This is a genomic window from Rhizobium sp. 768_B6_N1_8 (genome assembly GCF_051811225.1).
Taxonomy (GTDB): domain Bacteria; phylum Pseudomonadota; class Alphaproteobacteria; order Rhizobiales; family Rhizobiaceae; genus Rhizobium.
Genome location: NZ_JBPWPV010000001.1, coordinates 2723764 through 2740557, shown reverse-complemented (window position 1 = coordinate 2740557; position 16794 = coordinate 2723764). Strand labels below are relative to the sequence as shown.

Genomic DNA, 16794 nt, shown 5'->3' with positions numbered 1-16794 from the left:
TTTTATTTGACTGAGTCAACTAAATTGAGGGCTCAGGCTGCGTCTTCTTCTTCGTTTGCGATTTCTCCCTCGAGCGCGAAATCGACGGCGGCGCGGGCATGGATTGCCGTCGTATCGAATCCAGCAAGGGGAAGGTGATCCGGGTTGAGGATCAGGCAGATCTCCGTGCAGCCGAGAATGATGCTGTCGGCGCCATTGGCGCGGGCGCGTTCGATCACCGCCATCAGCTTCTGGCGAGAGCTGTCGAGTACCTTGCCGGCGCAGAGCTCGTTGAAGATGATGTCGTGCACGGTGGTGCGGTCGGCGGCGTCGGGCACCATGATGTCGAGGCCGAGGCCCTTCATGCGGTCGGTATAGAAGCCATGCTCCATCGTGTAGCGCGTGGCAAGCAGCAGCGGGCGCTTGCAGCCGGCTTCGTGGATCGTCTTGGCGGTCTCGTCGATGATATGGATCAGCGGCACGGAGATGTGCGAAGAGACCTCGGGTGCGATCAGATGCATGGTGTTGGTGCAGATCAGCACGCAATGGGCGCCGGCAATCTGCAGGCGCAGTGCGATATCGCCGAGGCGCGACGCAGCCATATCCCAGGCGCCAGCCTTCTGCAGGGAAACGATTTCCTCGAAATTCACCGAATGCATCGTGAGTTCGGCCGACGCCAGGCCGCCCAGGCGCTCGCGCACCATTTCGTTGATGAGACGGTAATAGACCGCAGAACTTTCGAAGCTCATGCCGCCGATCAGGCCGATGTTTTTCATGGATTCTCGCTCCCTATGGTGTTTTCGAATGCGGGAATGATGCAGCAGATCAGACGCTACGTGTTTGCATTGTTTGTGCTTTTGCATCGATATGTGCTAAGGTTTTGCGGCGTTTCTCAGTTTCTTGCAAAATTTCAGCGTGGGCCATCATGATCGACGATCGCGACAGGCGGATTCTCGATATCCTGCAGGACGATGCAGGCATCTCCGTGACCGACCTTGCAGAGCGTGTGGCCTTATCGGTCTCGGCCTGTTCGCGGCGCATCCAGCGGCTGGAGGAGAGCGGCTACATCGCGCGTCGCATCGTCGTGCTGGATCGCGAGCGGATGGGCGTGCCGACCACGCTCTTTGCGCTCATCAAGACGGCGCATCATTCCGACGAATGGACGGAGGCCTTCCGCCGCGCGATCAGCGATATCCCCGAGATCGTCGAAGCGCACCGGCTGACCGGCAATTACGATTACATCCTGAAGATCGTCCTGCCGCGTGTCGAGCACTACGATGTCATCTACAAGCGGATCGTGCGGCGGATCGAGCTTTTCGACGTTTCGGCATCGATCTCCATGGAGCTGATGAAGAGCGGCACGGCGATCCCCGTTAGTTACGCCAATTGAGCGAGCGACCTAGAGCAAAGCCGCTTCCAATGCTGATCGGTTGCGGAGCATCCAGGATGCGCTCCTTGTGCGCCACGCTATGGCCCATAGAGATTCTGGGTCTTTTGTCTCCGGCGTGACGCGGGCCTCTTTCGCCTGCTCGGCAGCATCGTAAACAGCAAATGTGAGCAGTTTATCGAAAAAGCCATCTCGCTGCGCTTTCGAAAAACCATAACCGTTGAGCAAATAGCGAACCTGCCGTGCTCTCGTCATAGCCGAGCCAAGGTTCATTCTTTCCGCTATATCGTCATCGAAAAGCTGGGCGTTCAACCAGCAAGCTTGCGCCAGTTCGATGTCTATTCCGACCGGTCCGGCAACCTCCCAATCGATGAGGGCGATTGGCGAGTTGGAGCGAGAGACAATGTTCCAAGAGCCGGTGTCGCAGTGACCAATGACACGCGGACCGGTTCCGAGTTCGCGGCCAAACCACCCGCGCCAGATCGCATTGTCCGGAACCCTGAACGAAGACGTCGCCTCGTGGAGTTGCCGGAGCATATTTCCGAGCCGCGTCATGGCCTCATCACTCCAGGGCAGCGGATGGACAAACTCTCCCTCGATAAACGAGAGGGTTTCGCGGCCCCGCTCGTCAAAACCTGTGCCGACGACACGGGGACATGCGGCGAATCCCACCTGCGCAAGATGTCTCAGCAGCGAAATAGTGGTCGGGGACCAGGGGCCGCTCTGGCGATAAACGATACTGCCCTGCCGAGACACTTCGCTGCGCCCGCCGCCAGTTAAAATGATTTCCTCGTCCATGCCCGGAATGTATGCGGAAAACGGTTTTGATGACAATGAGGATGGCACGGACGTGAAGGGCATATCTGCAACGATCAAAGCCGATCGGGATGCAGGGGAGATATGCCGAAACAGCGGTTGAATACTTCCGGCGAAAGGCGACATTTGCTGCAGCAGAATGACAAAAAGGGGTAGGTCATGAGCGAACATCACGTCGTCGTTGTCGGCGGCGGTTTCGGCGGGCTGCAGCTCGTCAATGGATTGAAAGGCCTGGGATCAAGGGGAGGGGGCGTGAAGATCACGCTCATAGACCGGCGCAACCACCATCTCTTCCAGCCTCTGCTTTATCAGGTAGCAACGACCATCCTCTCCACTTCAGAGATCGCCTGGCCGATCCGCCATCTCTATGCCGACCGGCCCGAGGTGACCACGCTGCTCGGCGAGGTCAACGGCGTCGATGCCAAGGCAAAGACCGTTTCCTTACGCAGCGGTATGGTGTTGAACTACGATACGCTGGTGCTGGCGACTGGTGCTACGCACGCTTATTTCGGCCACGACGAATGGGAACCTGTCGCTCCGGGCCTGAAGACGCTGGAAGATGCGACGACGATCCGCCGCCGCGTGCTGCTCGCGTTCGAGCGGGCGGAAGTGGAAAGCGATCCGGCAGTGCGCGACGCGTTTTTGACCTTCTCCATCGTCGGGGCTGGCCCGACGGGCTGCGAGCTTGCCGGCATCATCGCCGAGCTTGCGCATTTCACCCTGCCCAAGGAATTCCGCAACATCGATACGCGCAAGACCCGCGTCGTGCTGATCGAAGCCGGGCCGCGCGTGCTGCCGGCCTTTGCCGAGGAGCTTTCGGCCTACGCGCAAAAGGCACTCGAAAAGCTCGGCGTCGAGGTGCTGACGGGAACGCCGGTGACGCAGTGCACGGCTGATGGCGTGACCGTCGGCGAAAACTTCATTCCGAGCCGCACCATCGTCTGGGCCGCCGGCGTGCAGGCTTCGCATGCGGCGCGCTGGCTGGGCGTGCCCGCCGACCGGGCGGGGCGCACCATCGTCGAGAAGGACCTGACGGCGCCGGGCCTGCCCGATGTCTTCGTGGTCGGCGATACAGCCTCTGTGATGCGTGAGGATGGCAAGCCGGTGCCGGGCATTGCGCCGGCGGCCAAGCAGCAGGGCGGCTATGTGGCGAAGGTCATCCGCGCCCGCATATCCGGCAAGCCGGCGCCAGGGCCGTTCAAATACTGGCATCAGGGCAGCCTTGCGACGATCGGCAAGAGCGCGGCGATCATCGATTTCGGCCGTTTCAAGCTCAAGGGCTGGCTCGCCTGGTGGATCTGGGGTCTCGCCCATATCTACTTCCTGATCGGTACGCGCTCGCGTTTCACCGTCGCCTGGAACTGGTTCTGGATCTATATGAGCGGCCAGCACAGCGCCCGGCTGATCACCCAGCGCGAGACCATGCGCGACGACGGGTAGGGGCGAAACAGACTGCAAAGAAAAAGGGCGGCTCCGGGAGCCGCCCTTTTTGTTTCATCAGGCTGCCAGCGAGGCGATGTCGATGACGAAGCGGTAGCGAACGTCGCTCTTCAGCACCCGCTCATAGGCTTCGTTGACCTGCTGGATGTTGATCTTCTCGATCTCGGAAACGATGTTGTGCTCGCCGCAGAAGTCGAGCATTTCCTGGGTTTCCTTGATCGAGCCGATCATCGAGCCGGAAATGCTCTTGCGGCCGGGGACCAGCGAGAAGGCGTGAACCGGGATCGGGTTTTCCGGAACGCCGACCACCACGAAGGCGCCATCCACCTTCACGAGGCCAAGATAGGCGTTCCAGTCGATCTCGGCGCTGACGGTGCAGATGACGAGGTCGAAGGCGCCGGCGAGCTTCTTGAAGGTTTCCGGGTCGTTGGTGGCGTAATATTCCTTGGCGCCGAGCTTCAGGCCGTCTTCCTTCTTGGAGAGGCTCTGGGAGAGCACGGTGATATCGGCGCCCATGGCAGCACCGAGCTTGACGCCCATATGACCGAGGCCGCCCATGCCGACGATTGCGACCTTCTTGCCGGGGCCGGCCTTCCAGTGGCGCAGCGGCGAATAGAGCGTGATGCCGGCGCAAAGAAGCGGTGCGGAGGCATCGAGCGGAAGGTTGTCCGGGATGGACATGACATAGCCTTCCTTGACGACGATCGAGTCGGAATAACCGCCCTGGGTGCGTGTCTTGCCGTCGGCTTCGAAATCATTGTAGGTGCCGCTGAGACCCGGCATGTACTGTTCACGGTCGAGGTCGCGTTCGGCGCAGCCGATGCAGGAATCGACGAAGCAGCCGACGCCGACACGGTCGCCGACCTTGAACTTGGTCACGGCGGAACCAACGGCCGTCACGATGCCGGCGATCTCATGGCCGGGCACGATCGGGTATACGGCGTTCTTCCACTCGTTGCGGACGGTATGGATGTCGGAATGGCAGATGCCGGCAAACTTGATGTCGATGACGACGTCGTCCGGGTTCGGGTTGCGGCGCTCGAAGGTGAAGGGGGTGAGCGGCTTGGAAGCGTCGGTGGCGGCGTAGCCTCTTGCAATAGGCATGGGAGCCTTCCTTTTCGATTTCAGGGGTGGGGTGAGAGGATGCCCGGACTATTGCCCGGAACCGCGCATCAGCGTTAGAGCGATACTCTCTGCTTTTTGCACGATCCTGCAAAAGTGAGCCGGCCACCTGTTTGCGAAATGGAAAAGGAGCTTTAGATAAGACCGATATCGCTGGCGTGAGACAGAAAGAGTTGCCCATGACCTTGCCCTTCAATCCCTATCGGGAAATCGTCGATATCGCGATGCGCTTTGCGCCCGGCGATGGCGAGTTCCGCACGTCGATCGGCAATCTTCACATTAGCCGCCGCTCCAATCCCAGCGATCCGTTGCATAGCAGCTACAAGCCATGTTTTGCCTTCGTGCTGCAGGGCGCCAAGAGCCTTCGCCTCGGAGATGAGTTCATCAGCTACGGAACCGGGGATTATCTGCTGACTTCGCTCGATCTGCCGGTCGCCTGGCGCATCGCCGAGGCCAGCCCCGAGGTGCCGCATCTTTGTCTCGGGCTCGCGATCGACTCCGAAAAGCTGCTGGAGCTTTTGAGCCGCATCGACATTCCGCGGCCTGCCGCCCATACCGACGGCCAGCGCGGCATGGCTGTCAATGTCGCGCCGCCGGAACTTCTTGACGCTGCCGTGCGCCTGCTGCGCTTGCTCGATCGTCCAGACGACATTCCGGCCATGGCGCCGCTGATCGAGCAGGAAATCCTCTACCGGGTGCTGACCGGGCCGGATGGGGCGCGGCTTATCAACATCGCCACGGCCGACAGTCACAGCAACAGGATTGCGCGCGCCGTCGCCTGGCTGAAGGAGAATTTTGCCCGGCCGCTGCGCATCGAGGAGCTGGCCGATCATGTTAGCATGAGCGCGTCTTCGTTCCACCATCACTTCAAGTCGGTGACGGCTATGACGCCGATGCAATATCAGAAACAGCTTCGCCTGCATGAGGCGCGCCGGCTGATGCTGGTGGAGCGGCTCGATGCGGGAACTGCCGGCCACCAAGTCGGCTATCAGAGCCCGTCTCAGTTCAGCCGCGAATATAGCCGCCTCTACGGCGCTTCACCGGCGCGCGATGTCGATGGCGCGCGCGAGGTCATGGCAGCAGAATAAGGGGCAGCTGAGTAGACCTCAGCCAGGAAATTTCAGCGCCTTGTCGTTGCGGCACTTGGCGAGCGTAAGCTGGCGGAAGGAGAGGATGCGCGTAATGCGCTCCTTGCCGTCGGTCTCAACGTTCATGCAGGCGCAGGCATAGCCGTAATTGCCGTTGGTGCGCACATAGTCGTGCTCGGAGATATCAGGGATCAGGTCCATGCCCTCGGGTTCGTCGCCGCTTCCCTGCGTCATGATCGTCCAGGTATTTTGTGAATCGTCCAGCCACCAGTCGGCAGGCGTGGGGTTCTGGATCCAGCCGCAGCGCGTCTCGGCGGCAAGGGCCGGCAGTGCGAGGGCAAGCGACAGGGCAGCGGTGAGGGCTATTGTTTTCACGGGCGATTCTCCTTGGGCATCGATGTTCGGCGATTTGCCTGCCTTCGAACAGCCGAATTCCGCTGTTTCATATGATACGAAAAAATCTCCTGATGGTTCTTGACGAGAGCCTGCGATCTGGCGCATAAACGCCACGAACCGTACCGTACGGTACGTAAATGGGGAGTTGAAACCGTGTCAGTCGATGTCGCAGAGCCGAGCGAGTTTTCGCCACGCCAGAACGCTGTTCTGGAGCAGGCGCTGCAGCTTCTCGTCGACGGAGGCGAGAAGGCGCTGACGACATCGGGTGTGGCGCGCGCCGCCAATTGCTCCAAGGAAAGCCTCTACAAGTGGTTCGGCGACCGTGACGGTCTGCTCTCGGCCATGATCGCCTATCAGGCGAGCAAAGTGCGCACCTTCGAGCGCAGCGGCGAGCGGCTGACCTATACGAGCCTGCACGACCATCTCGTCATCTTCGCCCGCGATCTTCTCGAAGTTCTGGCCGGTGACGTATCGCTGGCGCTGAACCGGCTGGCGATCGGCCAGTCGCATCGCGACGGCTCGAAGCTCGGCAAGCTCTTGCTGGAGCGCGGCCGCCGGCAGATCGACCGCCGCGCCATGGCGCTGATCGATGCGGGAAAAAGGGCAGGGCTGCTGCGTTTCATGGATGCCGACGAGGCCTATCATACGCTTTACGGCCTCATCGTTTCCGACCTGCATGTGCGCATGCTGCTCGGCGAGCCGGGGCTCAAGGATACCGCGCGTCAGGCGGAGAAGGCGGTCACCGCCTTCCTGCGCCTTTACGGCACGGAGAAAGTTCTGGCGGAGATGCCGATCCTCGGCTGAACCGCTTTTTGACAGTCAACAAGACAAGCAAAAGGGAAGGAATTTCAATGCGCGTCTATTACGATCGTGATGCCGATCTCAACCTCATCAAGTCGAAGAAGGTCGCCGTCATCGGCTATGGTTCGCAGGGTCGCGCACATGCGCTGAACCTCAAGGATTCCGGCGCCCAGAATGTCGTCATCGCGCTCAAGGCCGGTTCGCCGACCGTCAAGAAGGCCGAAGCCGACGGCTTCAAGGTCATGACGGTTGCCGAAGCTGCCGCCTGGGCCGACCTGATGATGATGGCAACCCCGGACGAACTGCAGGCCGACATCTACAAGGCCGACATCGCCGGCAATATCCGTGACGGCGCTGCTATCGCCTTCGCTCACGGCCTCAACGTTCACTTCGGCCTCATCGAGCCGAAGGCGACTGTCGACGTTGTCATGATCGCCCCGAAGGGCCCGGGCCACACGGTTCGCGGCGAATACCAGAAGGGCGGCGGCGTTCCCTGCCTCGTTGCCGTTCACCAGAACGCTTCCGGCAATGCACTTGAACTCGCTCTCTCCTACGCCTGCGGCGTCGGCGGTGGCCGTTCGGGCATCATCGAAACCAACTTCCGCGAAGAGTGCGAAACCGACCTCTTCGGCGAACAGGTCGTTCTCTGCGGCGGTCTCGTCGAGCTTATCCGCGCTGGCTTCGAAACGCTCACCGAAGCCGGTTACGCGCCGGAAATGGCCTATTTCGAGTGCCTGCACGAAGTGAAGCTGATCGTCGACCTGATCTATGAAGGCGGCATCGCCAACATGAACTACTCGATCTCCAACACGGCCGAGTGGGGCGAATATGTCTCCGGTCCGCGCATCATCACCGCCGAAACGAAGGCCGAGATGAAGCGTGTTCTCAAGGACATCCAGACCGGCAAGTTCACCTCCGACTGGATGCAGGAATACCGTGCCGGCGGCGCGCGCTTCAAGGGCATCCGCCGCCTGAACGACAGCCACCAGATCGAGGAAGTCGGCACGAAGCTCCGCGCCATGATGCCCTGGATCGGCAAGAACAAGCTGGTCGACAAGTCCGTCAACTAAGCTGTTTTGATGACGTGATATTAAGGGCCGGGGCGAAAGCTCCGGCCTTTTCGCTATTAAGTGCTCGTTTGAGATAAAACCGTTCTTGGGGCTGACGTGTTTGAAGCAATCATGAGGTCTGCAAGGCAGGATCTGAAAGAGGGACTTGAGTCTCTTTACTCTTCATTTCAGGATTATCCGTTTCCGCAGTCGCTGCATGCTTCGCCTCTGCGCGACCCGGAGAAAATTCTCTCGGACCTGAAATCGGCGCCCCTGCGCGAGTTGAGCGCCGAGCGCTCGGACCATATTCAGCGAGCGCGATGACGACTGTGGGTTCGGCTTACGAGTTCAAGCATTTCCTGCCACGGATCCTTCATCTGGCGGTCATACGTCCTGGCTCCTACGGCTTCGAACCGCCCGTCATCGCTTCGAAGCTTGCCTTATGCGACTGGAAGCGCTGGCCTGTCGTCGAGCAGACGGTGGTGGCGAATGCTGTCTATGCTGCATGGGCCTTCAAGAGATTGCAGAACCCCGATTTCGATCCGTTCGCCTGGAATTGGATACTGGCGATGGTAAGGCTCGATCTCCAGTTCGAATCCTGTCTCAGCCTGTGGGTCCGGCAGCCGACACCGAATGCGTTTCTGCAGCTTGCCCGTGTCGACCTGAAAGGTCTCTATCGAGGCAATGGCTTCTGGGAGGATATCGCAGCCGAAAAACGCCGTCTCGTCCTTGATTGGCTGACCAGCGCGACTGTCGAAAACGCGGTGATCGGATTGGTGGACATGATACCAGCAGAACAGCAGTGGCAGATCGACCTTCTGCTGGATGAAATTGGAGAATTACGGCGGGTTGCCTTGGCGCGCTGAAAGGCCTGAGGATTAGAGCTGCTCGGCCTCGGCAAAAGCTCCGGCCTCTTCATTTGCGAGTGCTAAGATGCAGCCAGCGGGTCGGCTTGTTGTCATAACCGCCGCCATCCACTTCGTTGAGCGTGACATTTCTCCAACCACCAGTAACGAGCAGTTCCTGCAGCCATTCCGTTGAAGGGTAATTGTAGTAGCGCCCGAAATCATCATGGCCGTCGGCGATGCCGGCTTTGAAGCTCGCGTGGAAGACGCCGTCTTTCTTCAGGGCGTTGCGGATAAGGGCAAGGATGGCGGACAGATCTGTGCGGGGCACATGCAGGAGGCTCGCCTCGGCCCAGACGCCATCGAATTCCTCCCGCGCCGCAAGCTCCTCGAAACGCATGACCGTGACCGACCTGCCGATCAGTTTCTCTGCCTGCCTGGCAAGCTCAGCTGAGCCATCCGTCGGAGTTACGTCGAAGCCCTTGGACAGCATGTAGGCGCAGTCTTGTCCCCCACCGCAGCCGAGTTCGAGAATGCGTGCCTTCTCGGGGAGGGCGGAGAGGAAGGCATCGAGCCTCGCTGTCGGCGGCCTGCGGTCGCGAGTGGCGTAAGTCTCGGCATTGTCATCGTAGAAAGAGTTGGTCACGGGCTCTCCTCGATATAAACCACGCGGTCTAGGTCCTTGAAACGGGCGTCGAGCGTCAGAACGTCGGCGTCATGCAGTTCGGCGGTGGCGTAGATGATGGCGTCGGCTAGGACGAGCTTGCGTTTCGCCGAGACTTCGGCGGCGCGGCGGGCCAACGCCGTGTCGAAAGGGGCCGCGATGCAGGTGGCGGTATAGGCGAAGAAGGAATCGACTGCTTCTTCACCGCGTTCGCGCTCCAGCCATTTGGCGAGTTCGAGCTGGACGATGGTGGGGACGCTGCATTCGGTTCGCCCAGGCATCTCGCCTTGCAGGCGATCTGCGGCCGGGCCTTGGGTCAGCCATTCGATCCAGGCTGAGCTGTCGACGACGCGCATCAGAACCGGTCCTTCCGGTGGCGGTAGTCGTTCGGGTCGGCGCCTTTGGCCATGCCCTTGAGATCTGTCAGTTCGGGGACGGGCATGAGAAGGACGCCCTTGCCTTTCGGGATGAAGACGAATTCCTGGCCTGCGGACCAGTGCTGCTGCTCGCGCACTTCCTTCGGAATGGAGATCTGAAATTTGGAAGAGAGGGTTGCGGTTGCCATTCTTACCTTTCCTCTATCGATTGGCGAATAGTAAGAATTCGACCGACGTTGATCAATGGCGAACCGTTTTCGGCGTCGATGCAATCTCCGTTATCACATGGCTGCCCCGGCCATAAAAAAACCGGGCGGTGCGCCCGGTTTCGAAGTTGTCACTGTAGCTCTACCCGTCGAGAACGCTGCTGCGTTTCGGTTATCTAGCTTTAGGCAGAGATGAGGCGCGTCCAGCCGCGCTCATCGTTCGTTACGCCCTTCTGCAGGCTGACGAGTTGCTGGCGCAGTTCGGTGGTCAGCTTGCCGGTCTGTCCGTCTCCGACCAGGAACTCGCCGCCGGCGTGCCGAACCAGGCCGATGCCGGCGAGGACCGCGGCCGTGCCGCAGGCGAAGGCTTCGACGAGCTTGCCGCTGGCGGCATCGGCCTGCCATTCCTCGAAGGAGTAGGGGCGTTCCTCGACGCGCAAGCCCTTCTCCTTGGCGAGTACGATGACCGAGGCGCGGGTGATGCCCGGCAGGATCGTGCCGCCAAGCGGCGGGGTCACGATCGATCCATCGTTCATGACGAAGAAGACGTTCATGCCGCCGAGTTCCTCGACCCAGCGATGTTCGGCTGCATCGAGGAAGACGACCTGGTCGCAATCCTTCTTCGCCGCTTCAGCCTGCGCCACGAGGCTGGCTGCATAGTTGCCGCCGCATTTTGCGGCACCGGTGCCGCCGGCGGCTGCGCGCGTATAGGCGGTCTCGACCCAGAGGGAGACAGCCTTCGCGCCGCCCTTGAAATAGGCGCCGACCGGGGAGGCGATGATGCAGAAGATATATTCCTGGGCCGGGCGAACGCCGAGGAACGCCTCGTTGGCGAACATGAAGGGGCGAAGGTAGAGGCTGGCGTCTCCGGAGGGGATCCAGTTCTTGTCGACACGAACCAGTTCTTCGACGGCCTTCAGGAAGAGTTCTTCCGGCACTGCGGGCATTGCCATGCGGGCTGCCGACTGCGCGAAGCGGCGGGCGTTCTCTTCCGGCCGAAAGAGCAGGATGCGGCCATCCTCCGCCTTGTAAGCTTTCATGCCTTCGAAGATTTCCTGAGCGTAGTGCAGCACGGCGCTTGCGGGGTCCAGCTCCAGAGGGCGCCTCGGCGTAACCTTCGCATCGTGCCAGCCCTTATCGGCAGTCCATCGCGCCAGGACCATATGATCCGTGAAGACCTTGCCGAAGCCGGGCGTTTCCAGTGCCCGGATGCGGTCGGCGTCGGAGACGGGAGACTTGTGGAATTCGATTTTGATTTCAGGAGAGGTCGACGTCGCAGTCATTGCTGGCACCTTGATAGTCCATTGAATAATGGCCGGCACACTACTGCCGCCGGGCCGGTTTTGGAAAGGTCTGAATCGGCCGGTTTCTGCTTTTGATCAAAGGAATAATCGCGTGATGTGGCGAACGTTCACGCAACGAGGCAGGCCATTCGGTTCGGCTGCGTGAAATCTCGAACGGCAGCCCAATCGGCACCATGGCTCGGGAATACAGGACTTCCAAACTTGTCACAGTGACAAGAAAATAGGTCAGCATTATTGACATAAATTCCACTGCATGGTGAGCTGCTGATATTATAAAAAATACGAGGAAACCCCATGCTGAACTGGGACAATATGTTTGCGACGCGCTCCACAAGGATGCGCGCTTCGGAAATCCGCGAGCTTCTGAAACTTCTCGACCGGCCGGATATCATCTCCTTTGCCGGCGGCATTCCGGATCCGGCGCTGTTTCCGGACAAGGAGTTCAAGCAGGCCTATGCGGATATTTTCGACAGCTCGGCCGTCAATTCAGCGCTGCAATATTCTGTTTCCGAAGGCTACAAGCCGCTGCGCGAGTGGCTCATCAAGCAGATGGCGGGCCTCGGCATTCCCTGTGCGCTCGACAATGTCTTCATCGTCTCCGGTTCGCAGCAGGGCCTCGATTATCTCGGCAAGCTGTTCCTGTCGCCCAACGATACGGCGCTGGTCACCTGGCCGACCTATCTCGGCGCTCTGCAGGCTTTCAATGCTTACGAGCCGTCCTACGATCAGTTGACGCCTGGCGGCAACCGCACGCCGGATTCTTACCGCGAGGCTGCAGCGCAGAAGGGTGGCAAGGTGAAATTCGCCTATCTCTCGGCTGATTTCTCCAATCCGACCGGCGAGACTGTCGACCGCGATGGCCGCGAGAAGGTTCTGAAACTTGCCGAAGAGCTCGATATCGCCGTCATCGAAGACGCCGCCTACCAGTCGCTGCGTTATGACGGCGATCCGATCCCGCCGATCCTGGCGCTGGAGATTGCCGAGAAGGGCCATATCAACGATACGCGCACGATCTATTGCGGCAGCTTCTCCAAGACGCTGGCGCCAGGCCTGCGCGTCGGCTTCATCGTTGCCAATGCGCCCGTCATCCGCAAGCTGGTGCTGATGAAGCAGGCGGCCGACCTGCATTCTTCGACGATCAACCAGATGGCGATTTCCGAGGTTGCCGAGCGCGGCTTCGATGCGCAGGTCGCCAAGGTCAGGGCGGTCTACAGCCAGCGCCGCAACGCCATGCTGGCAGCGCTCGAAAAGTATATGCCTGCAGGCACGAGCTGGACCAGGCCGGAAGGCGGCATGTTCATCTGGGTGACGCTGCCGGAGGGTATGGACGGCGCCAAGCTACTTGCCAAGTCGCTCGAAAGCGCCAAGGTCGCCTTCGTTCCGGGCCAGGCCTTCTTTGCCGATGGTTCGGGCGCAAATACCTTTCGCGTCAGCTTCTCCTGCGCCAACGACCAGATGATCGACGAGGGCGTCAGCCGTCTCGGCAGGCTGATCGCCAGCGAGATCGGCTGATGCGACTTCAGGCCTATAAAAATTAGGGTTGGGCGGCGATCAGAAGATCGTCGTCCAGCCTTCGTTCGCGGTTTCGCTCTTGCCGTAGCCGACACGATCGGCAACCGCGCCATCGGCATTGATGAGGATGATATCGCCGCCTTTGTTGGCGAGCTGCGGGCCGCCATCCTCAGGATCGAGCGTGATGGTGCGGAATTCGCCCGAGGCGAGCGAGCCCGTCAATTTCTGCCGGCGGCCTTCGCCGTCTTCCAGCGACCAGCCTTCGATCGACATCGCCACATCCGAGCGATTGATGAGTGTCACCGTCTCGTCCTCGGTGCCGTCAGGGCGGTTCACCGGATTGATCATGGCGGCGACGATGCGCAGTGACGAGGCAACGATCGGCTGCGGGCGGCGGGTGCCTTCGCCGCGGCCCTGGCCGCCCCTGTTGTCGCCGACAGGGTGTCCGGTATTGGCATCCGTATTCCAGTTCTGCGACTGGAAGCCGAGGAAGATCGCCGCCCAGTGATCCTCATCCGAAAAATGGATCAGCAGCGCGCCGTCCTGATTGGGCGCATTGGTGGCGCGGAAGCTGCCGCTGTCGCCCTGGTTCATATGGATGTCGTGGATGCCGTTGCCGGGCTCGAAGCCGAAATATTCATCCGGCTTGTTGTTTTCCGGTCCCCAGGCTTCGCCGAAGGCGTAGAAGTGGATGGACTTGTCGGCGATGCCTTCCTGCACGATGGGTTCGATGAAATCGCGCAGGTCGTTCTTCGGGCCGTCGAGCTGGAAGGGCGCGACATTCATATCCTCGCGCTCGATCATGCCGCCGCGCACATAGTCGATCGCCAGATCCTGCCGGTCGCCTCTGATGTCGGTGAGGCCCATCGGCAGGACGGCGAGTTCGGCCGTCAGTGTCTCATGCTGGAAATCCATGACATTGGCGTAGAGCAAGTCGTGCGGCGATTCCTTCGAGCGCACGTTCATGGCAATGCGATAGCTGATGCCACCGGCCTCGATGCGGATTTCGATATGCGGGTCGTTGTCGTCGTCAAGGGCGAGCGCCGAAGCTGTACCCTTCAGCACCTTGTAATTCCGGAGCATGGTGAACCTCGTGGTGGGGGCAGGGGTTCACGATAGCATAGCGGAAATGCATCTTTTGTGACGCTGATTTTCCGCCATGCAACGCTTTGGAGAGTCTTATTTCTTCACATGCGGCGCGAAGAGCTCCATGTCTGCTTCGCTCAGGCGGTCATTGGCGGTGTTGAGCTGGTGCCAGTAGGGGTAGATGACCGGGGGCACGCTGACATCGTCGAGGCGCTTGCGCTCCTCATTCGAGAGCTTGAGGTCGGCGGCGGCGAGGTTGTCCTTGAACTGGGCTTCGGTACGTCCGCCGATAATGACGGAGGTCACCGCCTTGCGGCCGATCAGCCAGGCAAGTGCTACCTGCGCTGCGGAAACGCCGCGTTCCTGCCCGATCGCCACCAGCGTCTCGACGATGTTCCAGAGGCGGTTTTCGTCGCGGATCGGCGGTTCGGTCCAGCCGGCGAACTGGCGGGTGCCTTCGGGGGCGGCGGCATTGCGGCGATGTTTGCCGGAGAGCAGGCCGCCGGCGAGCGGGCTCCAGACGAGTACACCGAGACCCTGGTCGATCGAGATCGGCAGCAATTCGTATTCCGCGTCACGGGCTTCCAGTGTGTAGTGGATCTGCTGGCTGACGAAGCGCTGGTACTTGTGTTCATTGGCGATGCCGAGCGCCTTCATGATGTGCCAGCCGGAATAGTTCGAGCAGCCGACATAACGCACCTTGCCCTGCTTGATCAGAGTGTCGAGCGCTTCCATTGTCTCTTCGAGCGGCGTCTCACCATCCCATTCATGGACCTGGTAGAGGTCGATGACGTCGGTCTTCATACGCTTGAGGCTTGCCTCGCATTCGCGGATGAGGTGGTAGCGTGACAGGCCGCGATCATTCGGGCCATCGCCCATGCCGAAGCGGGCCTTGGTGGCGAGCAGCACGCCATTAGGTCGCTTGCCGTCGAGCACTTCGCCGATGATGCGCTCGGATTCACCCGCGGAATAGACATTGGCCGTATCGATCAGGTTGACGCCGGAATCGAGGCAGATATCGACCATGCGGCGGGCTTCCTGCACACCGAGGTCACCGACTGTCTTTGCCCAGCCGACGCCGCCGAAGGTCATCGTGCCCATGGTCACGGTGGAAACTTTAAGGCCGGAACGGCCGAGCAAACGATATTCCATTGAAATTCCTCCTCATGAAAATGGCCTGATTGACGTACCGCAGCAAAGCTCGCCGTCAAACGGCAAGGTGTTCACGCCTGCGTGATTTTACCCTTTCGCCGCCGCTCGCGCGAGGAGAATAGCCGACTGATTTCGACGCGAGCGCGGGGAGCTTCCGGGACAAGCGCTTTTTTTGCCCGCAACGCGCGGATCATGTCTGCCGCGAGTACTGGCTGGCTTCGTTCCATCCTGCGCGATAGGGCACGGACGAAGCCTGAGCTTTCATTTCTGCCAACCGCTTCGAGCAGCGCCTGGCGAGTGGGCCTGCAGGATTCGGCGGTGAGCAATCCCAGTTCCAATAGCGAGCCTTGTTGCGGGGCAAGGTAAAGACGGATCGGCGTGCGGAGCTGTAGGTGATTCAATCTTAAGTTCATATGGTTTTGCTTTAGACCCGCTGGAAAAAATGCGTGTTTTTGTGGAGAAGGAAGATGAGAAGGTGCGGCCGCTCAACTGGCATAGACGACTAGGTTGAAGCTACCTTGTCCTGTCACATCGGTGTTAAACGCCCCTAATAAGGGAGGGGCATCGCAATCCGAGGATTCCTTCCATGAAAACTCTAGTTTCCGCCGTAGCGCTTCTCGCCGCGAGCCTTTTCGCCATCCCGGCCTCCGCTGCAAACCTCGTTCTTTACACCAGCCAGCCGAACGAAGATGCGCAGGCGACCGTCGACGGCTTCATGGCCGCCAATCCCGATATCAAGGTCGACTGGGTTCGCGACGGCACGCCGAAGATCATGGCCAAGCTTCAGGCCGAGATTCAGGCCGGCAACCCGGTTGCCGACGTTCTGCTGATCGCCGATGTCGTGACGCTCGAGCGCCTGAAGGAAGATGGCAAGCTGCTCGCCTACAAGTCGCCGGAAGCTGCCAATTACGACGCCGCGCTCTTTGATGCCGACGGCTATTACTATTCCACGAAGCTGATCACGACCGGCATCATGTACAATACGTCGGCTGCCATGAAGCCGACGAGCTGGAAGGACCTCGCCAAGCCGGAAGCCAAGGGCCTCGTCACCATGCCAAGCCCGCTTGCTTCGGGTGCCGCTCTCATCCACGCACAGACGCTGGCCGCTGTTCCGGGCCTCGGCTGGGATTTCTACAAGTCGCTCGCCGATAATGCGGCTGTCGCCTCCGGCGGCAATGGCGTTGTCCTGAAGTCTGTCGCCTCTGGCGAGAAGGCTTACGGCGTGGTCGTCGATTACCTGCCGATCCGCGAAAAGGCCAAGGGTGCTCCGGTCGAGTTCGTCTTCCCGAGCGAAGGCGTTTCGGCCGTCACCGAGCCGGTCGGTATTCTCGCCAGCGCCAAGAATGCCGATGCAGCCAAGAAGTTCGTCGATTATGTTCTCTCTGAAAAGGGACAGGAAGGCTTCCTGAAGCTCGGCTACATCCCTGCTCGTAACGGCATGAAGCTGCCCGCCGGTTTCCCGGCGCGCGACACGATCAAGGTTCTGCCGGTCAATGCTGCCGAAGCCCTGAAGAATACCGACAAGGATCTGAAGACCTTTACGGATCTCTTCGGTTCGAAATAATAGACC

At 60.2% G+C, this 16794-nt stretch carries 19 protein-coding genes; 9 read left to right on the top strand and 10 right to left on the bottom strand.

Annotated elements, in window-relative coordinates; genetic code table 11:
• Positions 1-32: 32 nt before the first annotated feature.
• Positions 33-755, bottom strand: a complete 723-nt coding sequence (locus AB8B33_RS14130) for an aspartate/glutamate racemase family protein (protein ID WP_439015874.1) — start codon at positions 753-755, stop codon at positions 33-35.
• 149 nt (positions 756-904) lie between these two features.
• Between AB8B33_RS14130 and AB8B33_RS14125 the strand changes: the two genes are divergently transcribed.
• Entirely contained in the window at positions 905-1369 is a 465-nt protein-coding gene (locus tag AB8B33_RS14125; RefSeq protein WP_310387529.1) for an Lrp/AsnC family transcriptional regulator, read from the top strand.
• A gap of 9 nt (positions 1370-1378) precedes the next feature.
• Here the strand turns inward: AB8B33_RS14125 and AB8B33_RS14120 are convergent, their stop codons facing one another.
• Positions 1379-2353 (bottom strand): aminoglycoside phosphotransferase family protein, encoded by a 975-nt coding sequence (locus tag AB8B33_RS14120; protein WP_439015872.1) that lies wholly within the window; start codon positions 2351-2353, stop codon positions 1379-1381.
• Between AB8B33_RS14120 and AB8B33_RS14115 the strand changes: the two genes are divergently transcribed.
• The gene (locus AB8B33_RS14115; RefSeq protein WP_439015871.1) at positions 2342-3622 is read left to right on the top strand and encodes an NAD(P)/FAD-dependent oxidoreductase; all 1281 of its coding nucleotides are present in this window, start codon (positions 2342-2344) and stop codon (positions 3620-3622) included. The genes AB8B33_RS14120 and AB8B33_RS14115 overlap by 12 nt on opposite strands.
• A 57-nt stretch (positions 3623-3679) precedes the next feature.
• Here AB8B33_RS14115 and AB8B33_RS14110 read toward each other — a convergent pair whose 3' ends face one another.
• Positions 3680-4726, bottom strand: coding sequence for an NAD(P)-dependent alcohol dehydrogenase (locus tag AB8B33_RS14110; protein ID WP_113323340.1), 1047 nt, complete (start codon positions 4724-4726; stop codon positions 3680-3682).
• Positions 4727-4923: 197 nt separating this feature from the next.
• Between AB8B33_RS14110 and AB8B33_RS14105 the strand changes: the two genes are divergently transcribed.
• Positions 4924-5832 carry an AraC family transcriptional regulator N-terminal domain-containing protein gene (locus tag AB8B33_RS14105; RefSeq protein ID WP_439015870.1) on the top strand — a complete coding sequence of 303 codons (909 nt, stop codon included), beginning with the start codon at positions 4924-4926 and terminating at the stop codon, positions 5830-5832.
• Positions 5833-5850: 18 nt separating this feature from the next.
• Here the strand turns inward: AB8B33_RS14105 and AB8B33_RS14100 are convergent, their stop codons facing one another.
• A complete protein-coding gene (locus AB8B33_RS14100) occupies positions 5851-6207 on the bottom strand; it encodes a DUF4087 domain-containing protein (protein ID WP_439015869.1) in 357 nt (118 codons plus the stop codon).
• 174 nt (positions 6208-6381) lie between these two features.
• Between AB8B33_RS14100 and AB8B33_RS14095 the strand changes: the two genes are divergently transcribed.
• The 4 genes from AB8B33_RS14095 (at position 6382) to AB8B33_RS14080 (ending at position 8944) form a co-directional block, all read left to right on the top strand.
• A complete protein-coding gene (locus AB8B33_RS14095) occupies positions 6382-7032 on the top strand; it encodes a TetR/AcrR family transcriptional regulator C-terminal domain-containing protein (RefSeq protein ID WP_113323337.1) in 651 nt (216 codons plus the stop codon).
• 47 nt (positions 7033-7079) lie between these two features.
• Positions 7080-8099 carry a ketol-acid reductoisomerase gene (gene ilvC, locus AB8B33_RS14090; RefSeq protein ID WP_007817741.1) on the top strand — a complete coding sequence of 340 codons (1020 nt, stop codon included), beginning with the start codon at positions 7080-7082 and terminating at the stop codon, positions 8097-8099.
• A 96-nt stretch (positions 8100-8195) separates the two neighbouring features.
• The gene (locus AB8B33_RS14085) at positions 8196-8402 is read left to right on the top strand and encodes a hypothetical protein (RefSeq protein ID WP_439015868.1); all 207 of its coding nucleotides are present in this window, start codon (positions 8196-8198) and stop codon (positions 8400-8402) included.
• Positions 8399-8944 carry a hypothetical protein gene (locus tag AB8B33_RS14080; RefSeq protein WP_439015867.1) on the top strand — a complete coding sequence of 182 codons (546 nt, stop codon included), beginning with the start codon at positions 8399-8401 and terminating at the stop codon, positions 8942-8944. The genes AB8B33_RS14085 and AB8B33_RS14080 overlap by 4 nt, the downstream gene beginning before the upstream one ends.
• Before the next feature lie 49 nt (positions 8945-8993).
• Here AB8B33_RS14080 and AB8B33_RS14075 read toward each other — a convergent pair whose 3' ends face one another.
• The 4 genes from AB8B33_RS14075 to AB8B33_RS14060 form a co-directional block, all read right to left on the bottom strand.
• Positions 8994-9569 carry a class I SAM-dependent methyltransferase gene (locus AB8B33_RS14075; protein ID WP_439015866.1) on the bottom strand — a complete coding sequence of 192 codons (576 nt, stop codon included), beginning with the start codon at positions 9567-9569 and terminating at the stop codon, positions 8994-8996.
• Complete coding sequence (locus AB8B33_RS14070; protein ID WP_439015865.1) at positions 9566-9943, bottom strand: type II toxin-antitoxin system VapC family toxin; 378 nt, start codon at positions 9941-9943, stop codon at positions 9566-9568. Before AB8B33_RS14070 ends, AB8B33_RS14075 begins: the two co-directional genes overlap by 4 nt.
• Complete coding sequence (locus AB8B33_RS14065) at positions 9943-10152, bottom strand: AbrB/MazE/SpoVT family DNA-binding domain-containing protein (RefSeq protein ID WP_439015864.1); 210 nt, start codon at positions 10150-10152, stop codon at positions 9943-9945. Before AB8B33_RS14065 ends, AB8B33_RS14070 begins: the two co-directional genes overlap by 1 nt.
• A gap of 200 nt (positions 10153-10352) precedes the next feature.
• A complete protein-coding gene (locus AB8B33_RS14060; protein ID WP_439015862.1) occupies positions 10353-11453 on the bottom strand; it encodes a branched-chain amino acid aminotransferase in 1101 nt (366 codons plus the stop codon).
• Positions 11454-11768: 315 nt separating this feature from the next.
• Between AB8B33_RS14060 and AB8B33_RS14055 the strand changes: the two genes are divergently transcribed.
• A complete protein-coding gene (locus AB8B33_RS14055) occupies positions 11769-12986 on the top strand; it encodes a PLP-dependent aminotransferase family protein (protein ID WP_439015861.1) in 1218 nt (405 codons plus the stop codon).
• A 39-nt stretch (positions 12987-13025) separates the two neighbouring features.
• On the opposite strand, the gene AB8B33_RS14050 is transcribed toward AB8B33_RS14055, so the two are convergent.
• A complete protein-coding gene (locus AB8B33_RS14050; RefSeq protein ID WP_439015860.1) occupies positions 13026-14069 on the bottom strand; it encodes a DUF2278 family protein in 1044 nt (347 codons plus the stop codon).
• Positions 14070-14165: 96 nt separating this feature from the next.
• Complete coding sequence (locus AB8B33_RS14045) at positions 14166-15224, bottom strand: aldo/keto reductase (RefSeq protein ID WP_439015859.1); 1059 nt, start codon at positions 15222-15224, stop codon at positions 14166-14168.
• A gap of 586 nt (positions 15225-15810) precedes the next feature.
• Between AB8B33_RS14045 and AB8B33_RS14040 the strand changes: the two genes are divergently transcribed.
• Positions 15811-16788 (top strand): ABC transporter substrate-binding protein, encoded by a 978-nt coding sequence (locus tag AB8B33_RS14040; RefSeq protein ID WP_439015858.1) that lies wholly within the window; start codon positions 15811-15813, stop codon positions 16786-16788.
• The last annotated feature ends 6 nt before the right edge of the window (positions 16789-16794 follow it).

Coding starts and splice junctions, on each gene's coding strand:
- AB8B33_RS14130 (WP_439015874.1), bottom strand. CDS start 755: ATGAAAAACATCGGCCTGATCGGCGGCATGAGCTTCGAAAGTTCTGCG.
- AB8B33_RS14125 (WP_310387529.1), top strand. CDS start 905: ATGATCGACGATCGCGACAGGCGGATTCTCGATATCCTGCAGGACGAT.
- AB8B33_RS14115 (WP_439015871.1), top strand. CDS start 2,342: ATGAGCGAACATCACGTCGTCGTTGTCGGCGGCGGTTTCGGCGGGCTG.
- AB8B33_RS14120 (WP_439015872.1), bottom strand. CDS start 2,353: ATGTTCGCTCATGACCTACCCCTTTTTGTCATTCTGCTGCAGCAAATG.
- AB8B33_RS14110 (WP_113323340.1), bottom strand. CDS start 4,726: ATGCCTATTGCAAGAGGCTACGCCGCCACCGACGCTTCCAAGCCGCTC.
- AB8B33_RS14105 (WP_439015870.1), top strand. CDS start 4,924: ATGACCTTGCCCTTCAATCCCTATCGGGAAATCGTCGATATCGCGATG.
- ilvC (WP_007817741.1), top strand. CDS start 7,080: ATGCGCGTCTATTACGATCGTGATGCCGATCTCAACCTCATCAAGTCG.
- AB8B33_RS14080 (WP_439015867.1), top strand. CDS start 8,399: ATGACGACTGTGGGTTCGGCTTACGAGTTCAAGCATTTCCTGCCACGG.
- AB8B33_RS14070 (WP_439015865.1), bottom strand. CDS start 9,943: ATGCGCGTCGTCGACAGCTCAGCCTGGATCGAATGGCTGACCCAAGGC.
- AB8B33_RS14065 (WP_439015864.1), bottom strand. CDS start 10,152: ATGGCAACCGCAACCCTCTCTTCCAAATTTCAGATCTCCATTCCGAAG.
- AB8B33_RS14060 (WP_439015862.1), bottom strand. CDS start 11,453: ATGACTGCGACGTCGACCTCTCCTGAAATCAAAATCGAATTCCACAAG.
- AB8B33_RS14055 (WP_439015861.1), top strand. CDS start 11,769: ATGCTGAACTGGGACAATATGTTTGCGACGCGCTCCACAAGGATGCGC.
- AB8B33_RS14050 (WP_439015860.1), bottom strand. CDS start 14,069: ATGCTCCGGAATTACAAGGTGCTGAAGGGTACAGCTTCGGCGCTCGCC.
- AB8B33_RS14045 (WP_439015859.1), bottom strand. CDS start 15,224: ATGGAATATCGTTTGCTCGGCCGTTCCGGCCTTAAAGTTTCCACCGTG.
- AB8B33_RS14040 (WP_439015858.1), top strand. CDS start 15,811: ATGAAAACTCTAGTTTCCGCCGTAGCGCTTCTCGCCGCGAGCCTTTTC.